The 20007-nt window shown below is 43.2% G+C and carries 18 protein-coding genes; 3 read left to right on the top strand and 15 right to left on the bottom strand.

Translation table 11 applies throughout. The features are described 5' to 3' along the window. Positions 1–665 (bottom strand): HIRAN domain-containing protein (locus F6K38_RS21445; protein WP_287357414.1); only part of this gene is annotated, 665 nt, incomplete at its 3' end. Positions 666–1246: 581 nt separating this feature from the next. Here F6K38_RS21445 and F6K38_RS21440 point away from each other — a divergent pair. Then, positions 1247–1387, top strand: coding sequence for a hypothetical protein (locus tag F6K38_RS21440; RefSeq protein WP_008188768.1), 141 nt, complete (start codon positions 1247–1249; stop codon positions 1385–1387). Here F6K38_RS21440 and F6K38_RS21435 read toward each other — a convergent pair. The 4 genes from F6K38_RS21435 to F6K38_RS21420 form a co-directional block, all read right to left on the bottom strand. Beyond that, positions 1378–2565, bottom strand: coding sequence for an FG-GAP-like repeat-containing protein (locus F6K38_RS21435; protein ID WP_287357412.1), 1188 nt, complete (start codon positions 2563–2565; stop codon positions 1378–1380). The genes F6K38_RS21440 and F6K38_RS21435 overlap by 10 nt on opposite strands. A gap of 719 nt (positions 2566–3284) precedes the next feature. Beyond that, positions 3285–3731, bottom strand: a complete 447-nt coding sequence (locus F6K38_RS21430) for a hypothetical protein (protein ID WP_008188770.1) — start codon at positions 3729–3731, stop codon at positions 3285–3287. Positions 3732–4023: 292 nt separating this feature from the next. Next, positions 4024–4152, bottom strand: coding sequence for a hypothetical protein (locus F6K38_RS21425; RefSeq protein WP_008188771.1), 129 nt, complete (start codon positions 4150–4152; stop codon positions 4024–4026). A gap of 24 nt (positions 4153–4176) precedes the next feature. Further along, positions 4177–5133 (bottom strand): alpha/beta fold hydrolase, encoded by a 957-nt coding sequence (locus F6K38_RS21420; protein ID WP_287357411.1) that lies wholly within the window; start codon positions 5131–5133, stop codon positions 4177–4179. Here F6K38_RS21420 and F6K38_RS21415 point away from each other — a divergent pair. After that, a complete protein-coding gene (locus F6K38_RS21415) occupies positions 5127–5429 on the top strand; it encodes a hypothetical protein (protein WP_287254942.1) in 303 nt (100 codons plus the stop codon). The two genes, F6K38_RS21420 and F6K38_RS21415, sit on opposite strands and share 7 nt — an antisense overlap. Positions 5430–5587: 158 nt before the next feature. Here the strand turns inward: F6K38_RS21415 and F6K38_RS21410 are convergent, their stop codons facing one another. Then, positions 5588–5779, bottom strand: coding sequence for a hypothetical protein (locus F6K38_RS21410; protein ID WP_287254944.1), 192 nt, complete (start codon positions 5777–5779; stop codon positions 5588–5590). 990 nt (positions 5780–6769) lie between these two features. On the opposite strand from F6K38_RS21410, the gene F6K38_RS21405 reads away from it, so the two are divergent. Continuing rightward, complete coding sequence (locus F6K38_RS21405) at positions 6770–6997, top strand: hypothetical protein (RefSeq protein ID WP_008188774.1); 228 nt, start codon at positions 6770–6772, stop codon at positions 6995–6997. Positions 6998–7140: 143 nt separating this feature from the next. On the opposite strand, the gene F6K38_RS21400 is transcribed toward F6K38_RS21405, so the two are convergent. From F6K38_RS21400 to F6K38_RS21360, 9 genes are all read right to left on the bottom strand, one after another. After that, the gene (locus F6K38_RS21400; protein WP_287255968.1) at positions 7141–7929 is read right to left on the bottom strand and encodes an HIRAN domain-containing protein; all 789 of its coding nucleotides are present in this window, start codon (positions 7927–7929) and stop codon (positions 7141–7143) included. Further along, a complete protein-coding gene (locus tag F6K38_RS21395) occupies positions 7926–8834 on the bottom strand; it encodes a HipA domain-containing protein (protein WP_287255969.1) in 909 nt (302 codons plus the stop codon). Before F6K38_RS21395 ends, F6K38_RS21400 begins: the two co-directional genes overlap by 4 nt. Positions 8835–10067: 1233 nt before the next feature. After that, entirely contained in the window at positions 10068–10412 is a 345-nt protein-coding gene (locus tag F6K38_RS21390; RefSeq protein ID WP_287250931.1) for a hypothetical protein, read from the bottom strand. A gap of 259 nt (positions 10413–10671) precedes the next feature. Further along, the gene (locus F6K38_RS21385) at positions 10672–10851 is read right to left on the bottom strand and encodes a hypothetical protein (RefSeq protein ID WP_287357409.1); all 180 of its coding nucleotides are present in this window, start codon (positions 10849–10851) and stop codon (positions 10672–10674) included. A 79-nt stretch (positions 10852–10930) separates the two neighbouring features. Then, positions 10931–11095 carry a hypothetical protein gene (locus F6K38_RS21380; protein WP_287250934.1) on the bottom strand — a complete coding sequence of 55 codons (165 nt, stop codon included), beginning with the start codon at positions 11093–11095 and terminating at the stop codon, positions 10931–10933. A 194-nt stretch (positions 11096–11289) separates the two neighbouring features. Continuing rightward, positions 11290–11556, bottom strand: coding sequence for a transposase (locus F6K38_RS21375; protein WP_287250936.1), 267 nt, complete (start codon positions 11554–11556; stop codon positions 11290–11292). Positions 11557–11560: 4 nt separating this feature from the next. Then, positions 11561–11899, bottom strand: coding sequence for a hypothetical protein (locus F6K38_RS21370; protein WP_287357407.1), 339 nt, complete (start codon positions 11897–11899; stop codon positions 11561–11563). A 54-nt stretch (positions 11900–11953) separates the two neighbouring features. Then, a complete protein-coding gene (locus tag F6K38_RS21365; RefSeq protein ID WP_287250944.1) occupies positions 11954–12187 on the bottom strand; it encodes a helix-turn-helix domain-containing protein in 234 nt (77 codons plus the stop codon). 58 nt (positions 12188–12245) lie between these two features. After that, a partial coding sequence (locus F6K38_RS21360) for a Calx-beta domain-containing protein (protein WP_287357406.1) occupies positions 12246–20007 on the bottom strand: 7762 nt, incomplete at its 5' end.

The raw sequence follows: 20007 nt of genomic DNA, 5'->3' as shown, positions 1-20007 counted from the left end.
CTGATAGCTGAATGCTTACAATTTACCTTTGCTACTTTCACTTCTACTAAACCTGGATCATGCCTTAAAATATCAAGTATATCCTGTGACAAGTAGCGGGGACAATACCCTAGGTGATAATGATCTTCTGTGGTTAACACTAAAGCCTTATTGTCATAAGAATTATGAAACTCGTGACATAACCACAAAGGATCACCAACTTGTAGCTGTTTTATGCGGTCCATAGAAGACTCTGGTAAGTGACGCAAACCATGTACTAGAAAACAAAGGTGGTATTTCCCGTCACTGTCGCGGTTTGGATAAGGAAAAACTTGAAAATTATCTGTTTGTCGATTTCCTTCGCTCCTTCCTAAAAATTCCATCAAATCAAAACTCTGGGCTGATAAGTTGAGCCGGTCTAGATGCCTTCGGTAATCTGGACGCGAGGGTGACATAACTCGGTTGGCAAAAAACGCAAACAACTCCGTCGAACGATAGGTCTTATCCCACTCTGGGAAAGACATTAGAGGCTCAAACCCAAATTTTTTTTGCGCTTCCTTTGCACCTTCTATATAAACAAAGGTGTAAATTTTTCCATCAAATGTTAATCGACCCACTGGGTTCCACGATCGACTTTCATGATCTTGCCAAGCTAAAAATAAAGTTTTTAGGGAAGTGATACTCATAAATTTAATAGACAGAGCAGTCTTTTTTTGTTAGTAAGCAAAATTTTCTTAGCAAAGTCAGATGCTTCTTTTGAGATCCGAAAATCTGGAAATGCCTGTAAAGTTGAATTTATCTGTTGCTCTGAAATTTGCTCAAGACGGTTGAGCCACTCCTGACTAGCTTTAGGATAGTGAGTATTAAGGTATTCAAAAAGTTCAAATGTTTTCAGAGGCTTTAGTGGGAGCTAGATAAATACCTGTTTGAGATGTCTTAGGAAGTACAAACCCCCAATTTTAATGATGACGATCACCATTACCAATCCACGCATCTAGCAACAAGTAGCCAACAAACAAATCTCTTGCATCTGTGAAACCATCAGGTACTATCCAATTAGGGGGGAAGTTAACAGATTTTTTTCTAATAGCCTCCATAACCACTTCAATTGTATGTTGATAGGCCTTTTGCGTAACCGAAGCGGGATAATCGGGATTAATGCCACTAAGTACTTCATTAACGCGCGTGACAAAGACCCGGTGGGGCTTGCGCCATTAGCAAATACTCTTAATGGCCAAAGCTAAAACGACCGCCAGAAGTAGCCGAGGTGACTGGCTATTCCTGGCGGTGGATTCGGGTCATCGCTAACCGCTACAACAATTTTGGAGTTGCTGGAGTGGGAGACCAACGCCATCACAACTCAGGTGCATTACCAATGCTTGATCAGGTGCAACAAGCTCAACTTTGACAATTCTGTACCCTTTTTTGTTGGTCACGTTGGTCACAAATGTACTGCAATGAACGAACACCAAAGTCACCAGTTATCACCTTAACTCCACCTGCTGGTGCCCACTGATTAATAAAGTTGCTAATTCCGGCATTGGTAACATTAAAGCTGCCATCACCATTGGAAAAAGCCACAGGTATACTACCCCAACCTGGAGCTTGTCGTACCAGGGCTATATCAGTGCGACCATCGCAGTTAAAGTTGCCAGTTATCACCTTAACTCCACCTGTGGGTGCCCACTGATCAATAAAGTTGCTAATTCCGGCATTGGTAACATTAAAGCTGCCATCACCATTGGAAAAAGCCACAGGTATACTACCCCAACCTGGAGCTTGTCGTACCAGGGCGATATCAGTGCGACCATTGCCGTTAAAGTCACCAGTTATCACCTTAACTCCACCTGCTGGTGCCCACTGATTAATAAAGTTGCCAATTCCGACATTGGTAACATTAAAGCTGCCATCACCATTGGAAAAAGCCACAGGTATACTACCCCAACCTGGAGCTTGTCGTACCAGGGCTATATCAGTGCGACCATTGCCGTTAAAGTCGCCAGTTAAAACCTTAACTCCACCTGTGGGTGCCCACTGATCAATAAAGTTGCTAATTCCGGCATTGGTAACATTAAAGCTGCCATCACCATTGGAAAAAGCCACAGGTATACTACCCCAACCTGGAGCTTGTCGTACCAGGGCGATATCAGTGCGACCATTGCCGTTAAAGTCACCAGTTATCACCTTAACTCCACCTGTGGGTGCCCACTTATCAATAAAGTTGCTAATTCCGGCATTGGTAACATTAAAGCTGCCATCACCATTGGAAAAAGCCACAGGTATACTACCCCAACCTGGAGCTTGTCGTACCAGGGCTATATCGGTGCGACTATCCCCGTTAAAGTCGCCAGTTAAAACCTTAACTCCACCTGTGGGTGCCCACTTATCAATAAAGTTGCTAATTCCGGCATTGGTAACATTAAAGCTACCATCACCTTCGGCAAAAGCCACAGGTATACTACCCCAACCTGGAGCTTGTCTTACCAGGGCTATATCGGAATAAGCTTGAGCTGGTTTAGCCATTAAAGTAAAGGCTAGGGTTATAGTACAAATAATTGTACTTAGACGCCTTACCCAGGTTTTCATGTTATTCACCTTTTAGTTTTGAAATGTTGGTTCTTAAATACTTACTAAGCCAAACTAACAATTAAATGGAATAGAGGCAAGGTAGCTGATTCGATCAGTCGGGTGCTAGAGCGTCCAGTGGCTCTTTCCTACTCCCCAACAGTTGCAGCCAGCCGGAAGACTATGGCAATTCCATGATTAACCAATTGTCAACCGCACCTTTGAGAATATTGAATAGTTGGAGCAGGTAATTTTCGCTGTTGTGTTTTACTCAAGCACTGCGACTTTATTCGTGGTCTGACCCATTTTTATTGGTGCCAGGCAGCTGAGGGGGTGATATAATTTCCGGTTGAATACTTACACTTTGGCCAAAGCAAGGCAGAGGGTACCCACCCCTAACCCCTCCCAGGAGGGGAATGGCAGAAGGCAGAAGTAAAGGAGTAAGGTTTTAAGAGTAATGGTGTTTTATAACTAATTATCCGGACATGATATGACATGAGCCCCAAAAAACTTACTCTATAAGGCTTTGATGCCAATGGGCTCATGGAAGATACAGTCCCAAATTAACCCTTAATTAATTTTATGGAAGCTAAAACCCTTATAACATAGTCCAAAGTCAGCCCAAAACAGAATGTATATTTCAGGTGCGACCCGTGGCGAATTTAATTCGACGACTGTAAGCGCACCTGAAGTCAATTATGGCCTGAACTCCTTACTGGGTAATAATTTCAGCTGGCATGTCACCCCCCCAGCGCCCCGTCAGGTACAATAGCATTGCGAAACTCATCATACCTATCTGATAATTCTTCCTCCTTTTCAGTAAGGATATCTATTGCTTCCTCTTCGTCTTCGCTCAACTCTTCTAAGGGTATGGCCGCTAGTAGCGTTCGCTCTTCTAGTACTCCAATCATTCCGAACAATTGATCGCGATAAGCGTCAAAAAAATCTACATCATACAGGTTAGCTAGAACAGCAGCCCGCCGCTTTTTCCCTTTCTTCCTTGCTTTCTTGATCTTCTTTCGCTGCTTTTGAGAGCGATGGTATTTATCATCCCCCATCCCAGAGTGAACGGGAAACTCTCCTTTCACTTCTTGGTAAATGAATGGTAAATCACAAAAGAAAAACTCTTTCTCGTCCTGACCTAGGCGATATCCAGACATCTGAATGATACAATCAGCGGTAAGCATTTGCTCTTCTACGTTTGATACTATTGAGACTATGAAACAAGTGATGGGTGCATCTCATTTTTGCTGTTTGACACCGTGGTGCGTTACGGGGCGGGCTATCCAAACCCTGGCTACGAGGCAGAAAATGAGGCCCCCCTAACGCACCCTACGCAACTTTTTTACAAATATGAGATGCACCCCAAGTAATCGCATCCAAATGGGTGCGATGCACTGGTCTTTGTTGATTAACATTGGTAAAGGTCTAATGCTAGTTGGACATCCAGTAACTCACATCCTGGGTTAATCGGTACAGTTACTTTGCATTTATAGCGTTTCTCTTAGCTATGAGGTACACATTATTTTTTACCTCTTCCCTCTTCCCTCTTCCCTCTTCCCTGCTCCGAAGTCCCTGCTCCCTAAAAACCATAACTTTGTACCTCATGGGTATAAGACTTGCTATATACTACTACTCAAACCTAGAAATAGCATCTCCGACAACTTTTACAAACTCATAGGTTGACTCATAAGGCAAAACATTACGACCAGGAATTTTACGACCTTCACCTTGAGGAAGATGCTTGATATACTGAGCTAGTCGGTCTTCTGGTGTTTCAGATTTTCCCAGCTTACTAATACTTGAAGCTTGCTCTCCTACTACTACTAGGGTAGGTTGAGAAGTATTAGCGATCGCTTGTTGATAGTTTTGTCGCCAAAAGCCAGCCAAAAAAGAAAAAACTGCGTAGCGGCTAGCTGGATTAATTGCTCCCTTTTGGAGATTATCTAACCATTGGTTATCTACTGTAGAACTCTCAGCAAACAGTTTATCTTCCGAAAACTTTTGTAGGAATTGACGGCGACGAGCATAACGAAAGAAGGCACTACCTAAAGGAGATTCGAGGAGATTCCAAGCAACTCGCTGCTGCCAGTATTGAGTTTCTGCTGTCATCAGAGACCAAGACGGAGGACCTGAGAGTACTAACCCTTGAATATAATTTGGTTCAGTTTGCTTTTGGATCAAGGTAAGTGCCACAGGTAATAAAGCCCCTTGCACTAGCAGAATCACCGGTTTTTTGACTACAGTTGTTAAAAAATATTGTAACTGTTCAGCCCAATCGATCGGGTAGTAAGCAAGAGGGGGCATTTCGCTTTCACCACATCCTAGCAAGTCGGGATTATAAATTAGATGACCATGGCCAGTGTTCAACCACTCCTGGCAAAAGCGATGCCAAAAAAAGCGTGATAGTCCAACACCGATAGGATGGACTAATAGTAGAGGAGTTTTCGTCTTAGCACTTTCATCTGTTGGGGTATAGACTTCATAGGCACAACGGTAATTATGCCAAGTGTAGAATTCTTCTTTATATAAGGATGTTTGCCAATTATCTGTATTGGGCGAACTGGAAGTAGAAGAGTTCAATGCCATCTCAAATCCATCAAAAGTATTGTGGGTATTATAGTACGTTGTTATCTGCTCAAGATCTGAGTCTAATGGGACTAGGGAAGACTTTTGAAAAGGACAGCATGGGTGGCATGGGAGTCGCAATCACCGACACCCAATTTGGCAGAGAAAGTAAGGCAAAAAAAAGATCGCACTCCCAATACCTCAGAATGCGATCGCTCTTAGCGGAAGCTTCGCTTCATCGCGTAGCGTGGCCTACGGCCAATCGCATTTCTAGGGATCTGAGAGGTTGTCTGAGAAGTCTCATTTGCTACATATAAGCCCCCTAAATCCCCCAATTTTGGGGGACTTTTACCAGCAAATGATTCTTGTTCCCCCCAGAATTGGGGGGCTAGGGGGGCAAAATTTAGTATCAAAAAACTTTTCAGATATCCTCTGACTCCCCATCTCCCCACCCTTCCCATCCTTGCAACACTCCCTATTCCTCTGGCTCCATCGGCAGACTTATATCGAAAATAATTAGAAACCTAGCATCAGGCACCAGCTGTTTCAGGGTCTGCAAATAACCTTTGGCATCAGAACAGTTGGGGAACCGAGCGAAAACGACTGGTGGCATCGGTGGTAATAGGCGAACCATGACCCATGGATATAGGCTTGGACGATAGGACATAATATGAAGTTATCTCCTTTACTTCAAGGGGTAGCCAGAGCCAGCCTTCGCCCTAGCAAGTACGTCAGGCTGGCTCTTCCCGTGGATTTTATTGTCCACGGTTTGATTGTAACATAAAAAATTGCATATTATAGCATATTTTGAAAAGTTTTGTAAAAAATTATTGAGAGAGTCGGCAGAGGTACAGTTTTATATCATGTTAGGATAATTACCCTTAATAAAAATCTCCCCCATCTCCCCATCCTAAAAAGGGTAGGTTTTTGACAATTAGGAAGAGTCAGAAACAGCGAAAAAGCTATAGTAATTCTACGACTTGTGAGGTACAAATTTCTGGTTTTTAGGGAGCAGGTAGCATTGAGCAGGGAGCAGGGAGGAGGGAAGAGGTAAAAAATAATGTTTACCTCATGAGTCCTATAAACGCTATAAAAGTGTTGAAGGGGGATGGAAACAGGATACTAAAAGTCAGGGATTCTTGATATATCTAAATTTTTTCGGTTCTTCAGTACCTTTTATGCTAAATTTCCAGTTAAAAAACTTATAAAGCTTACTATAAAAGGGTTCTGAGGCTATTTAACTAACAAAATTTTCTGAATACCGCCTCTTCCCACTACTCCCTGCTCCCTGCTCCCTGCTCCCTTTGCAAAAGTGTTTATTTAAGCACCTACACAGAATTAATTACCTACTTAAAATCTCTATAACCCTTACCCGGCAAGGTTTTGATTATTTTAAAATGTGTAATTAATTTTGTGCACCTGCTTAGCATAACAAGTACGGAAGAGCCATTTTTCCTATTTCAAAAACAGCTTTAGTCTAAACCTCTGCAGCTGCATTCATCCAAAAAAAACTTAGTCAATTATTCTGGTTTTGAATATTTTCACACTTGCCATGCACGAGTTAGTGGGTTTATAAAAACTAAAGGGAGCAAGTCAAGGTTACAGCATATTCTGCATGTATGACTTTCTCCCTAAACTTAACTACTTTTGATTTCTCATGTTACCATCCCAGAACTTCGATTCCAACAACCTTGAAGCTAATCAGCTTTTAGGTACTTCAACTGCTGTGTTAAATCCAGATACATCTTCAGGTACTGGTCTTCCAGTACTTCCTCTTGTACGAGGTGGAACTGCGGTTGCTTTAGTTATTGCCCTAGCTTTTTTCACGAAAACAGTAATCGAAGCGATTACTAAGTTAGTCAAGGAGGTCAATGATGGCAAGTAAATACTCCGGATTTGGTATTGTTACTTGTTAACTACCAATAGCTTAACATAAAAAATCCCCAACTATTACTTAGGTAGTGGTTGGGGTGATGCTTCGGACCCGCTACGCGATCATAGGAACGCAGTATACTTAAGGAGTATTACTTACATCGGGCAAACCAAGTTTTTCGACTGTTCTTTTTCCTTAGTTAACGGCTGATAGGTCTTGTGAGCATAGGGCTCATATCCCTCGAAACCTGAATAAGTCATCTCACACAATAACCGAGACTTGAGCGGAGAAGGAGGTAAATTTACCTTTGCTACTTTTACTTCTACTAAACCTGGATCATGCCTTAAAATATCAAGTAGATCCTGTGACAAGTAGCGGGGACAATACCCTAGGTGATAATGATCTGCTGTGGTTAACACTAAAGCCTTATTGTCATAAGAATTATGAAACTCGTGACATAACCACAACGGATCACCAACTTGTAGCTGTTTTATGCGGTCCATAGAACACTCTGGTAAATGACGCAAACCATGTACTAGAAAACAAAGGTGGTATTTCCCGTCACTGTCGAGGTTTGGAGAAGGGAAAACTTTAAAATTATCTGTTTGTCGATTTCCTTCGCTCCTTGCTAAAAATTCCATCAAATCAAAACTCTGGGCTGATAAGTTGAGCCGGTCTAGATGCTTTTGGTAATCTGGACGCGAGGGTGACATAACTCGGTTGGCAAAAAACGCAAACAACTCCGTCGAACGATAGGTCTTATCCCACTCTGGGAAAGACATTAGAGGCTCAAAGCCAAATTTTTTTTGCGCTTCCTTTGCACCTTCTATATAAACAAAGGTGTAATTTTTTCCATTAAATGTCAATCGACCCACCGGGTTCCACGATCGACTTTCATGATCTTGCCAAGCTAAAAATAAAGTTTTTAGGGAAGTGATACTCATAAATTTAATAGACAGAGCAGTCTTTTTTTGTTGGTGAGCAAAATTTTCTTAGCAAAGTCAGATGCTTCTTTTGAGATCCGAAAATCTGGAAATGCCTGTAAAGTTGAATTTATCTGTTGCTCTGAAATTTGCTCAAGACGGTTGAGCCACTCCTGACTAGCTTTAGGATAGTGAGTATTAAGGTATTCAAAAAGTTCAAATGTTTTCAGAGGCTTTTTTTCATTTTCGTTAAGATAAAAGGCTGACCAGCACTTATTTACGTAAGACTCTACAGACTTATGCTGGCGTTTAGTATCAGAAAGTTCACGACCCAGACATGAGGCGTGATCGTAAGTGGGAGCTAGATAAATACCTGTTTGAGATGTCTTAGGACGTACAAACCCCCAATTTTCATGATGACGATCACCATTACCAATCCACGCATCTAGCAACAAGTAGCCAACAAACAAATCTCTTGCATCTGTGAAACCATCAGGTACTTTCCATTTAGGGGGGAAGTTAACCGATTTTTTTATAATCGCCTCCATAACCGCTTCAATTGTGTGTTGATAGGCGTTTTGCTTAACCGAAGGGGGATAATCGGGATTAATGCCACTAAGTACTTGATTACCATGCACTAGGGTTTCTCCCTCTCCTAAAAAATTGACTGTAATCACCCCTTTGTTTCCATCGGTTGTTTCTGCTAACTCATACCGCGCCGCAGGTATATCTAGAAGATTGCACAACTCAAATGCCACTTTTTCTGACCAATCTTCTCCTGTGTTTTGGCGAGGATACTTGAAGAGACACTTTTTCAATTGACGATGATAAAACCAAAATTTTTCCTTTGTCCCCATTGCTTCGTCTTGAGCCTGACTCTCTTGGTCCGAAGTTAAACGAATGATCTCGTACTGATTTGCTGCCACCTACAAAACGCTATCAAAACCTATTTAGTGAAAGATGAAGTCACGTGATCGCCTCCTGGAGCTTTCCAGAGTTAGCCCGAATTTTCCCGCAGGGAAGGCTTAGCCTAAGGCTATCCCGATACTAAGTCCTGAGTCAATAACGCTACTTTCCAAAGCTATTATTAGTATAGCGCTACGCGCAAGTCAGAAGTCAGAAGTCAGAAGTCAGAAGTCAGAAGTCAGAAGTCAGCTATGACTAAGTTTTGCAGTTTAGGAGCTATGCAGCGCGGTCTTGGCGAGGCAGCGCGGTCTTGGGGGTTCCCCCCATGAGGGACTGCATCAAGACAATGTTAAACATCTAAATGGGTAGTGCCATATAAGCACCTACACAGAATTAATTACCTACTCCAAATCTCTGTAAGCCTTACAGGGTAAAGCTTTTAGTTTTGTCTGTGGGGCTGACCTTGAACGTAGTTATAAGGGTTTTTGGCTTGGGGGATTTCAGGGCGAAACCCCACCCACTCAGGAGCTTCAGCCAACCGAAAAATTGAGAATGAAACAGCCCTGGGGTGTTACGGGGGATTCCTCTTGCCTTAAAAGCATAAGCAATATCGCTCACTCCTGATGAGAATTGGGCGTTGCTGATTCTGGGTATGATTCCGCCCCCCTAGCCCCCCAATTCTGGGGGGAACAAAACTCTTAACTGAAGTTCCCCCAAAGTTTGAACTACTCGAAACCTCAATCCCAAGCTCTGTGGCGTTCCTAGGCTTGTCGGTACTTATTGCTACTGGGTACAGTCTTCTTGAGAATGATCACAACGTTTAGCTGAAGGGCGTTTGAGCGATGCAGCGCGGTCTTGGGGAGCCAGTGCGGTCTTGGGGGTCTCCCCCATGAGCAACTGGCGTGGTTTCCCCCACTCGCGCTTTGCATCAAGAAGCGATTTGGTTCTCAAATAAAAATGCGACCAGTGCCTATAGTTGGATTATATTCCAATTGCAGACATACTTCAAGAACCAACATGGGTACACAATTTTTTTGCTCAATCGCTATATCCCTTATGGGGAGAGCTTTTAACTATCATAGTAGTACAAATGAACGGGGTAACTTCAGTTCTGGATCAATGTCGTGGTTCCGCAAAATTCTCTAGAAAGGTATTCTAGGCTCTTTTTAAATAAGTTCAATTCTTCCTAGGTTGCTCATACTGACAAGTTGAGTTGATTAAAAAGGGATCGCTTTCCCTGATTGGCGTTCTAGCTACCCGTCATAAGACATGTACCAGGAAACATCTGTTTTAGCCCTCAAGGACGTACCTCTTGAGTGGCAACTAGCCAACCTTCGTTCCCTCTCTTTCTCCCACATTAAATAAGCTACGCCAGGACGTCTTGGGTTGTTAGTTACCTTTAGTTCCTCTACATCAAAGAACTCGTTTTGTTTTATTCTGTTCAATACCTTAAGTTCCCTGACTAAGGTTGCCCGGTCTAGTATTTGCTTGTCGGTTTCCGTGCCCTTTTTGTCAATCCTTTCTATCTCGTCTACACATCGGTGGATTTCGGATTTAATTTCGATTTGGAAAGCTAGGACTTTTCTGTAAGTCAACATATTATTTTTTTTTGCATTGAAGAGAAACAAGGCAACCGTTGCTTTACATTCTGCGGTTGTCTTATTTCTCTCTACAGATACTTGAAAAATGATTCCGGAAGTTTGACAAATATTTTAGATATCTCTTTTGACTCTTCTAAAGAGCTTGAAGGAGAGTTTAAGGATATAGCTAGGTTCCGGAACTTTCAGTTTTTTTAGTGGGGGTAACCAAAATCCTGATTGCCCCAGTGGAACCTCTTAAGCTGCCTGTATTCTATATTTACATCGGGCAATCTCGGTTTATCGGTGTAATCGAGTGACCGCTGGCATTTGACATCACAGCGATCACCATTGTTGTCAACAGCTCTACCCGACAATGAAACAGCCCTGGGGTGTTAGGCGGGATTCCTCTTGCCTTAAAAGCATAAGCAATATCGCTCATGACTACAGCGGTTTGCACTTCAGTTAGGTACTTTCGTTCTGGGTTTTTAGGGAGCAGGGATCACGGAGGTAAGCATTTAGCATTCAGCATTCAGCATTCAGCTTATGCGGTACGTTAGGTCACAGCGTCGTTCGCACAGCGTGGCCATTCGCGTAGCGTGGCCGTTCGCGTAGCGTGGCCAAAAGGCCAAAAGGCCAAGGCCAAAGCCTGTGCCATCTAGCTGATAGCTGACCGCTGATAGCTGATGCTGACTATTCCTCAATAATATACTACTCCTAAATGATAATGGAGAAAGCTTCATAACTTCCTAAATTAGGCATAGTAAATAACCGATATTCAATAAACAATTCAAATAATTTCTTGGTGAGCTTGAAAGATTGACCTTTGGTCACGCTACGCGAACAACACCGTTGATGCATCTGTTGTAATACTTTTTTAGCCTGCCCCCAAATGTTCTCAATTGGATTTTCTGATGGTGCGCGCCTGAGCAAAGCGTAGACAGTGAATATTCCACTGTTTATCAGTATTAACTTGTGCAATAAAATCCCGAAACTCCTGGGAACGGTGATAACTGGCTCCATCCCAGACTAAAACAATTTTTGCCCCTTCACTCCGCCTTTGCAGATGTTTTATGAAATCAATTGTTGACAAACTGTTAGCTTTTTTATAACGACTGAGTATAACTTCTCCACTGACACAGTCTAATGCCCCATAGTAAGTCATTAAATCACGATAATTTGCGCTTATCTACCTCTCGTCTTTCTTTACGATCTCCCCACCCATAACCACAAATATCCCCTGCACAAACATGACATTCATCTAAAGAAAATACCCGGATTTTTCCCTTTTGGATTTCTTCGTGATTCTCTTCGAGCCAATCACTAATCATGATTGTTGTGCTCCTCGACCACAGATTTATCATACTTGGGACTTTGTCTTGATGCAGTCGCTCATGGGGGAAACCCCCAAGACCGCGCTGCATCGCTTTTTTACCCTGATGCCAACTCATCCCCGCACTATACACGTAAGTCGTAATAGCTTTGCAAAGACCGATAAACAAATCCATAAACGTGGTTCTTCATGGTCAACTAATTCCCAAAGATTTCTTTGTGTTTCTTGTTTAATCCAGTTTATGACAGCAAAACGATTGTGAAGGACTCAAGTAACCTGAGCTACCTTTATGCCGTAAGGTCAGGCCAGAACATCCTTCCTCTCGATAGCGTTTTTCCCAACGACTAATATAGCTCGATTGAACTCCCAACACTGCTTGGATTTCTCGGTGCTTGAGTCCTTGAATTCGCATTTTGACAGCTAAAGCTCGCTTTAGCTCTCTAGGATCCCGATTGCTAGCTATTAATTATTCCAGAGTCATGAGAATATTTCTGGGTCAACTTATATTCCATCATATCTCATTATTCTTCAGAATCATTTGGTATAACAACATCTGTAAGCAAAAGATTCAAGTTTTCCACCGTTAACAGAGGCAAATTAGGATTCTCCGTACTACTCACATTTTCTGGATTGGAAAAGAAACTAAAACTAAACAGATATCGTCCCCTGCTTTGATTGGGGTTTTTCTGACTCTGCCAATTGTCAATTTCATCGACAATATTTGTCCGCAGCTGTTGAGTCACTCCTAACATATCCGTGGAATCCCCAGACTTTGAAACCGTAAATCGAGGAGTTAGTAAAACAGGTAAGGAAGCTAACAGTTCCTCTTCGTTAGTGTTGCTAGCTAAAGCAAAGGCATACTGACAGCTAATCCGAATATCATAAGGACGGTTAATGACAGCTGGCAGCAAGACTTTGAATAACTCTTCCAGATGCTGTGTCAAGGTTTTACTTCTGGAATCGCCCAGGTCGGCAATATCCCAACGCTTATCATTAACAATTAGAGGAGTAATCCGGTTCTTAAACCTTACTTCAGGAGTCTGGAAGATGAAAGCAGCATTAGTTTCCCTGCCATCAATCAAATTTTTATTGCGGGCGAGACGGATAGCACCCCAGGCATTTTGATAGTCCAACACATCCAAATTAGTCACAGTCACCTTACGATCTGGTAATGCCGACTCCCCAAAGGTTTCTACCCCAGTTGCATCAAGCAATTTGGTGAAATCATACTCAATAGTCGTGTAAGATACTGTGGAGGAGTTAGTGGTTACATCTTTCTGCCTGGTATCATTTAACTCATACCCTGGTAACTCAATGTCTAAGATTTGTTGATCACCAAAGGGAATATTGTTAGTGGGAGTGATGATAACCGTTTTGGTTTCTTCGTCAGCAGATAGGTTTTCATCAATATTGTAGTGAACTGTCTGGCGAGATGCCTGTGCGATCGCAATCGGTTGCCAAATTTGCCATGACCTAGCCACCTCTTCTGCTAGAGTTGCAAAGGCATTGAGGGCAGAGGTAACCGTACTTTTGTTGTAATTGGGATCGGTTAACCCTGTTTCCAAAGCTTTGAGATCACTGGCTAGGGTTGGATATAGATTGTTAAACCGCACCAGGGTATCCAACAGTGGATCAATAGTATTAGTCGTATCGATAATTGTGCCAACACCCACTGGGTCCGCAATGTCTGCATTAACTGCATTACTCAGCACAATAGTAAAGGTTTCATTATTTTCAACAAAATCATCGCTGTTGACTGTCACCCGAATTTCTTTGGTGGTTTCACCGGTCGCAAATTCCAGAGTTCCGCTAGTTTCAGCGTAATCTCCCGGTGCTTTGGCGGTTCCATCCTGGGTTTGATAATCAACCGTAACAATCTTTTCAGAGGGAGGAGATAAGGTAACAGTGAAAACTGCTTCTACGCCTTGATTGTTTTCGTCTTGATTTTCTTCGGGTTCCTTCAAAGAGACATCATCAATGGTCAATTTAGAGGAACCATTGTATTCAATCCGGCATTCAATGGTATCTTGAGCCACATCGGGATGTTCATAGAGGAAAACATAATTCCAGTCTCGAATATCCTCAGCACTGAGAATATCACCAGCAAAACTGTCGGGGTCAGGAATTGCTGTCTGGGAAATCAGAGAAGGAGGAAGGGGAAAATCTCGCAAAGGAATGGGAATTTGAACATCTCCAATTTGATTAGGCTCATCATTGAGAGGTTGAATAAAATTGAGCCAAGAGGAGGTGGAATTGGTAGTATTAATATTGTATTCCAACTCATTAACCTCATACTTCAGATTAACCGCAATATCTTCGTAACGCTGAGGCGTTTGGGTATTGAAGAAAAAGGTCACCGTAGACTTACCATTGTTGGCATCGCTCAGGGAAATTTTAGCTGGAGATAAAGTGAAATCTATCGATTGAAGCAGAGTTTGCTTTTCTGCGTCAGAACTAGTGGAGTTGGGTGTACTTTCAGGATTGGTGTAATAAGCCCCGTTCATCACTGGTTGCCCAGATAAACGAGGAATATCTTGATCAGACCATTGATAGCGATCAGCGATCGCGACATCCACGTTATATTGAACAATGGTTTCAATGTCGTAAGCATCCGCTAAATTTGTCAGCAATTCCTTTTGGAGTGCTTCCACCGCTAAGGTTTGGCGAGTAGTATACTCTTCGGAAGTTGTATCCACAGAAGTCTCCAATACATGGGTCACATTTTTACTAATCGAATCGGCCAAACTTGCTTTGACATCTAAAATGCGCCTAAGCTGATCCTTTAAAGTGCTATCATTCACTGCAGGGATAGCTGTTTCCGGTTTCAGGATATCTTCAATAGCACGTAAATACTTACGGGCTAAACCATTCAGGTCTACCGCATCCACTCGCACGGTTTCTGTTGAGCTTTGGTCAAGTCCATTCTCTTGGGTGTAGCTGTAAAGGTTTACTTCCCCTGACATTAAGGTATTGCTCAAAGGCGCAGCGGAAAAGAAGTAGGGGAAATCCTCTTTGATATCGTAACTAATCCCGGTATCCCCCAGATGAACTGCCCACAGGGTATCACTGTTTTGAGGATTAGCATTATCAATATTCCCAGCATCCCTCCCCACTGCTAGCTTTAAGTTAGGTAGTGCTTGCTCAAATGCCTTGGCAAAGGGGTCAAGGGAGGCCAGGCGTTGACTAAACTCAGCATTTTCTTCATCGGAGGAGCTGGTCAGCACAACGGTTTTGGGGGCAAAATAGGCTGATACTACCTCAGCTTCAGACACATAGCAATCCATCTCCTTTTCACACACATCGTCGGAATGCATCAAATCCTGGTTGCGTCGCATTTCCAGCTGTACGGTGACCGGGAAAAGTAAATCCGTTGGATACAGAAGACTATTATTGTTATCCCGGAAGGTGAGATCAACCGTTGTGCTAGCTACTGCTGGGGGAACAATCCAATTCTGATTGGCCTTAATCAGAACCGATTCATTTTGGAGCGCCTCTGCTACTTCTGCCACAGTTAGGGGGCGTTGCGTACGCTTTTCTAACAGATCCACCGCTGTTTTCAGACAACTGAAGTCATACATGCGATGAATAATCTCCAATGAGTCCTTTAAGGTGTCGATCAATACCTGATCATCGGGTTGACCATGGGCAGTTTCGATATTAGCGATCGCATCCGGCACATCCAAGGTTTCAGGTTGAGTATGAACCGTTGATGGCTCGAATTGGGATTTAAGGTTTCCTTCAGCATCCAGCAGTGTTGCTTTCAAGATACTCAAGGAAGATTCACTATCATTGGGATCAAGTAAGGCCCGTAACGCAATGCGATTTGCCCCTTCCAAGTTCTCCAGTTGCTCATAAATAGCATTGACCGCCCCAATGCTTTGCTGGGCTTGACTGGCGTCGCCTACAATATTATTCCCAATGCTTTGCTGGGTTTGACTGGCGTCGCCTACAATATTATTTTTGAAGTTAACCAGGGTTTGCGCCCATCCAGAGGTGAGGGTGTAGAAGGTTTCATCGGTTCCGGTCTGGATAGTTTGACTATCGATGAAAGCCGCTAACCGTTTTAAGTCGCTATTTACTGTATCGTCACTGTTGTAACTAATCTTAGTCAGGGATGCCAAAACCGGACGGACATCGATAGCAGTATTGCCACTCAAGAGTCCTGCCAGGGTTTGGTTAGCCACCGCTACGGCTGCTGGGGTAATTTCCGTTCCCATGGTACTGGTTAAGGTACTCAGGGATGTGGTTTGATCTGTGGATTGTACCACTGCTAGATAGTCAGGGTTCTGTGCAGAAGAGGTATCCAGGGTAAAGCGATCCGGAATGTAGAGAGTTGCCCCGGACTCTAAGGCTAAAGTGGGAGTTTGAAGAGCAATATCCCCTGCTGTGGTTTGATCGGTAATAATTTGACTATCATGGGCAGCAGCAATAGCAATCATTTGGTCGAAGCTATCCCCACTGGTGACAGTGTAGTTCAACAGCACGTCAGCCAGGATCACATCCTCTGTACCAAATAACCCACTCATATCGCTGACAGCAGCAGCAACCACAACTAATTGACTATCGATCGTAGACTCAGTCAGAATATCACTGATATTGCCCACTGCTTGTACCGTTTCCAAAACCGTGCGATGAAGGTTGGTTTGTAGATGAAGCTGCTGAGTTAGGTAAGCCAGGGTCTTCCGTTCGGGCAGAATTGCGTCAGTAATGGTATACTCCAGGGCACCCACTTCAGCAACAATGCCCGATTTCAGCACATCCATAGAGCTAACATCATTAGTGGCGACAAACTGGTTAAGGGCAATGTGATATAGACTATCCTGAGCCTGGATGGTGTAATCAAGGCTACTATCGGCGATTGTGATTGTTATTGTCGAACCTGCCACCAGTAAATCCTGGCGTTGGGCATTGGCAGTAATGACCGTTTCAGTAGTTTCTAAACTATTGTTATTGGGGAATGCTGCAGCGATCGCACTCCAACTCTTGTCAGTAATCACCTTGATCTCTACATTAAACGGAGTTGGTGTTGCTTCATCTTTCTTGGTCACCGTGACCGTTAATGTTGTGTCCGTGGGGAAAATTTCCAGACCACGAATGGCCTCAACCAGATCCTGGTCTTCTGACAGACGATTTTGAAGAGTTTCCAAAGTCTCGTCATCCTGGGTTGTGATATCCAAGGCTGAAACCGTAACCCCTGCCAGCAATACCGTGGATTCATTCTCTGCAATAATCTCATTGATACGGTCGGTCAGGATCTGGTCAAACTCCAGATCCAGGTCAGCATTTTCCAGCTGCAATACCCCATAGGCAATTTCTTCTAGGGTGGCGTTTAGGGTAACGTAATTGTTGAGGTGGGATGATTCTAGACCCTTGATCAGGACACCATTGGTTAAGGTTTCGGTGGTATCTAACCCTTGAGCAATGGTTTGTAGGTCGGTTTCGATCAGCTGGTCTTCCTCTAGGGCGAGTTGTGCGATCGCAATCGACTCGAAGGTATCCCCATCTTGAACGGTATAGTTTACCAAATTACCAGCCGTATCAGTAATAATCCCACCAACCGCTAATAAATCCGCCGTTTTTGCATATTCGGTGACAATTTCCTCAACTTTGTCACTTTCAGTGCCGTAATCTTTGTTGAGCTTGGTTGCGATCTTATTTAAGCTGTTGGTTGACTCAACCCGAATACCTACAGGAATCTGAATACTTTGACCACTGCTGAAAATACCACTAACTGCACTATTACTATCCCCTAAATCTCCAATATCACACCTATATTGATTAGCAACCGATTCCAGGTCTTCACTGTTACCAGCAACTGTATAGGTAAATTCCTGGAGATATTCCAACGTGACCAAATACTTATAGACATTATCCACAAAGCCCGTGAAGGCAGCACGCTGGGTATCAGTCAACTCCTGGTCACCGCTGGGAATCACCGATGTAATCACCGTAAAGGTTAAGTTCGAGTCATGAACCTGATAGTAAATTTGTTGATAGGTGGCGCGGTCAGTTTTAATCTGATCCAGTGCCTCAGTGAAAAGATTTCCAGGAGTGGGAATATATTTAGATTGGTCTAACACCAACTCCAGAATCAAATTAGCAGTCTTATCATCCTTGCTGGTGATCTGATAGCTTTCACCCACCGATGGCCATTGATTGATTCCGAAAATCGGGTCGAAATAACCTAATTTTTGGCTAATACCTTCAGCAAAGTTCCCATCGCTTCCCAAACGATTGCCATAGATATCTTGCCAGCGAAAATCTAACTTAAAGGTATCTCCAATACCGTAATAGGGATTGAGGGTATCCTTGAGAATTTCCGGTAATGCTTGGGATGGTGTATTTTTTGCTGCGGTAGTTAAAGCATAAACCGGCAAGACTTTTTCATAGACCCATGTTGTATCATCCTCATCCTCTTCAATCGGTCCGATCGGTAGACGGTCTTGCCCGGTTTCCTCCTCAGCTTCAATTGTACTGGGCAGCTGATAACTCAAAAGCTGATAGAGGTTTTGAATCTCATCGGTCGCAGTATCATTGTCTTGAGGTTCAATGGCAGTACGGGTCAGTCTAAAACCAAGATTTCCTGCCGGAATCCTTAACACATCAATGGTTTCACTACTGGTGGCAAAAATTTCGCTGACCTCATCATTGAGTGTACTAAACTGGGAATGATCAGATGGAATCTCAAGGCAGTTGTGATAGCTAGCGGGAGTGCTGCTAAAGGTCATTAACAGAGTGACCTGAGCCGTGTCCCCATCAGCAAACAGAGAATCTGGTAAGCCCTTTTCCTCATAGCTATAGTTGAGGTAATAGCCTTCACTATTTACAACAGTGCTTTCCTGAACCAGTGTTAGGAATGGTAGGAAAGTCGTAGGCAAGTCTAGTGTCACAGTACGGTTATCCCCAGAGTCTAGGGATAAATTCGTCTTCAGCATCAAGACGTCAGCACTGTCATTATCGGTCAGAACTTTCGAGTCACCACTGTCATCCAAATACAACAAGGTCAAGGTTGTAGGAGTTACGTTTGCGGTCAGAATATCTTGCAGTAATTGCCGACTAGCCGTTTCAATCCGTTCAATAGCGTATACGGTCGGCAAAAATCCGCTCCCATCTGAGGTCGAGACTTGGCGGATTTCCAAGGTTAATTTAGTTGCCCAGGTATATCCTGCTTCAATCTCCGCAGTATCTAAAGTTTCCCCCTCCGCAGTATCTAAAGTTTCCCCATCCGCAGTATCTAAAGTTTCCCCATCTTGAACTGACTGCTGATTGTAGAAAAGGGTTAAGCTTGTCTGGTCAGACTTAGACTTGAGATAATCACATAACCCAGAAGGAAGTTCCCACAGCAGATTATTGCTAGTTGCATTGATTTTTTGGCGAATAGTGTATTGCTGGTTCGTGGGATTGTAAAACTCCAGCAGTGTTGGAGGAGTTGTGGGCAAAATTCCACTGGTTTCTGCCTCATCAAGCTGCTGAATCAGTGTAATGGTGTTGTAGGTACCAGTATCAGGGAAAGGGTAATTAAGTTCAGAGGTTAACGTTTCACTATCACTGGTCTGACTAGTTTGACTGTCACTGGTCTGACTAGTTTGACTGTCACTGGTCTGACTAGTTTGACTGTCACTGGTCTGACTGGTTTCACTATCACTAGTCTGACTAGTTTCACTATCACTGCTCTGACTGGTTTCACTATCACTAGTCTGACTAGTTTCACTATCACTGGTCTGACTTTGATAATCAATTAGTCGAATCCAAGTCAAGGTATCCGGTTTAAATAACCGGATTTCATTGGGGGTAATGGTTACTGTCTCACTATCCCTGTCTGTTCCGGAAACAGTCCGCGTGACTGTGACAGTAAATTGTTGTCCTGTAGCAAGATAAGCAGCTTGTTGTCCATTAATAGTTGTAGTGTTATCATCTGTAAAGGTGGGCATTCGCAATCCATGCAACAAGAATCGTGAGGTCATTCCCGCTAAGGATTCGAACGACTCACCACCATTTAAATTAGTTAATAAAGTGCCTAGGGTAATCGTGCCATTTTCATCAACCCCCTCTTGTTTATCCCTAACATGATCGATGCCAAGCTGCACCGCAGAGCGAATAATTAAGGTGAAGTAGTCAATAAATAAAAGTTCAGCGATCGCTAACTCGGCGGATGAATCGTTGGTCGGTATTTGTCCCAGGACTTCTTCTGTGCTCTGGTTATGGTTATAGTTGGAGGATTGAAAATAAGTTTGAATCGCCTTGATTTGATCGGGAGAATATTTCGTACTATCAAAATCAACG

This window comes from Moorena sp. SIO3B2 (assembly GCF_010692525.1).
Taxonomy (GTDB): domain Bacteria; phylum Cyanobacteriota; class Cyanobacteriia; order Cyanobacteriales; family Coleofasciculaceae; genus Moorena; species Moorena producens.
The sequence above is the reverse complement of the archived record's forward strand: the minus strand, read 5'-3'. Positions and strand labels throughout refer to the sequence as shown.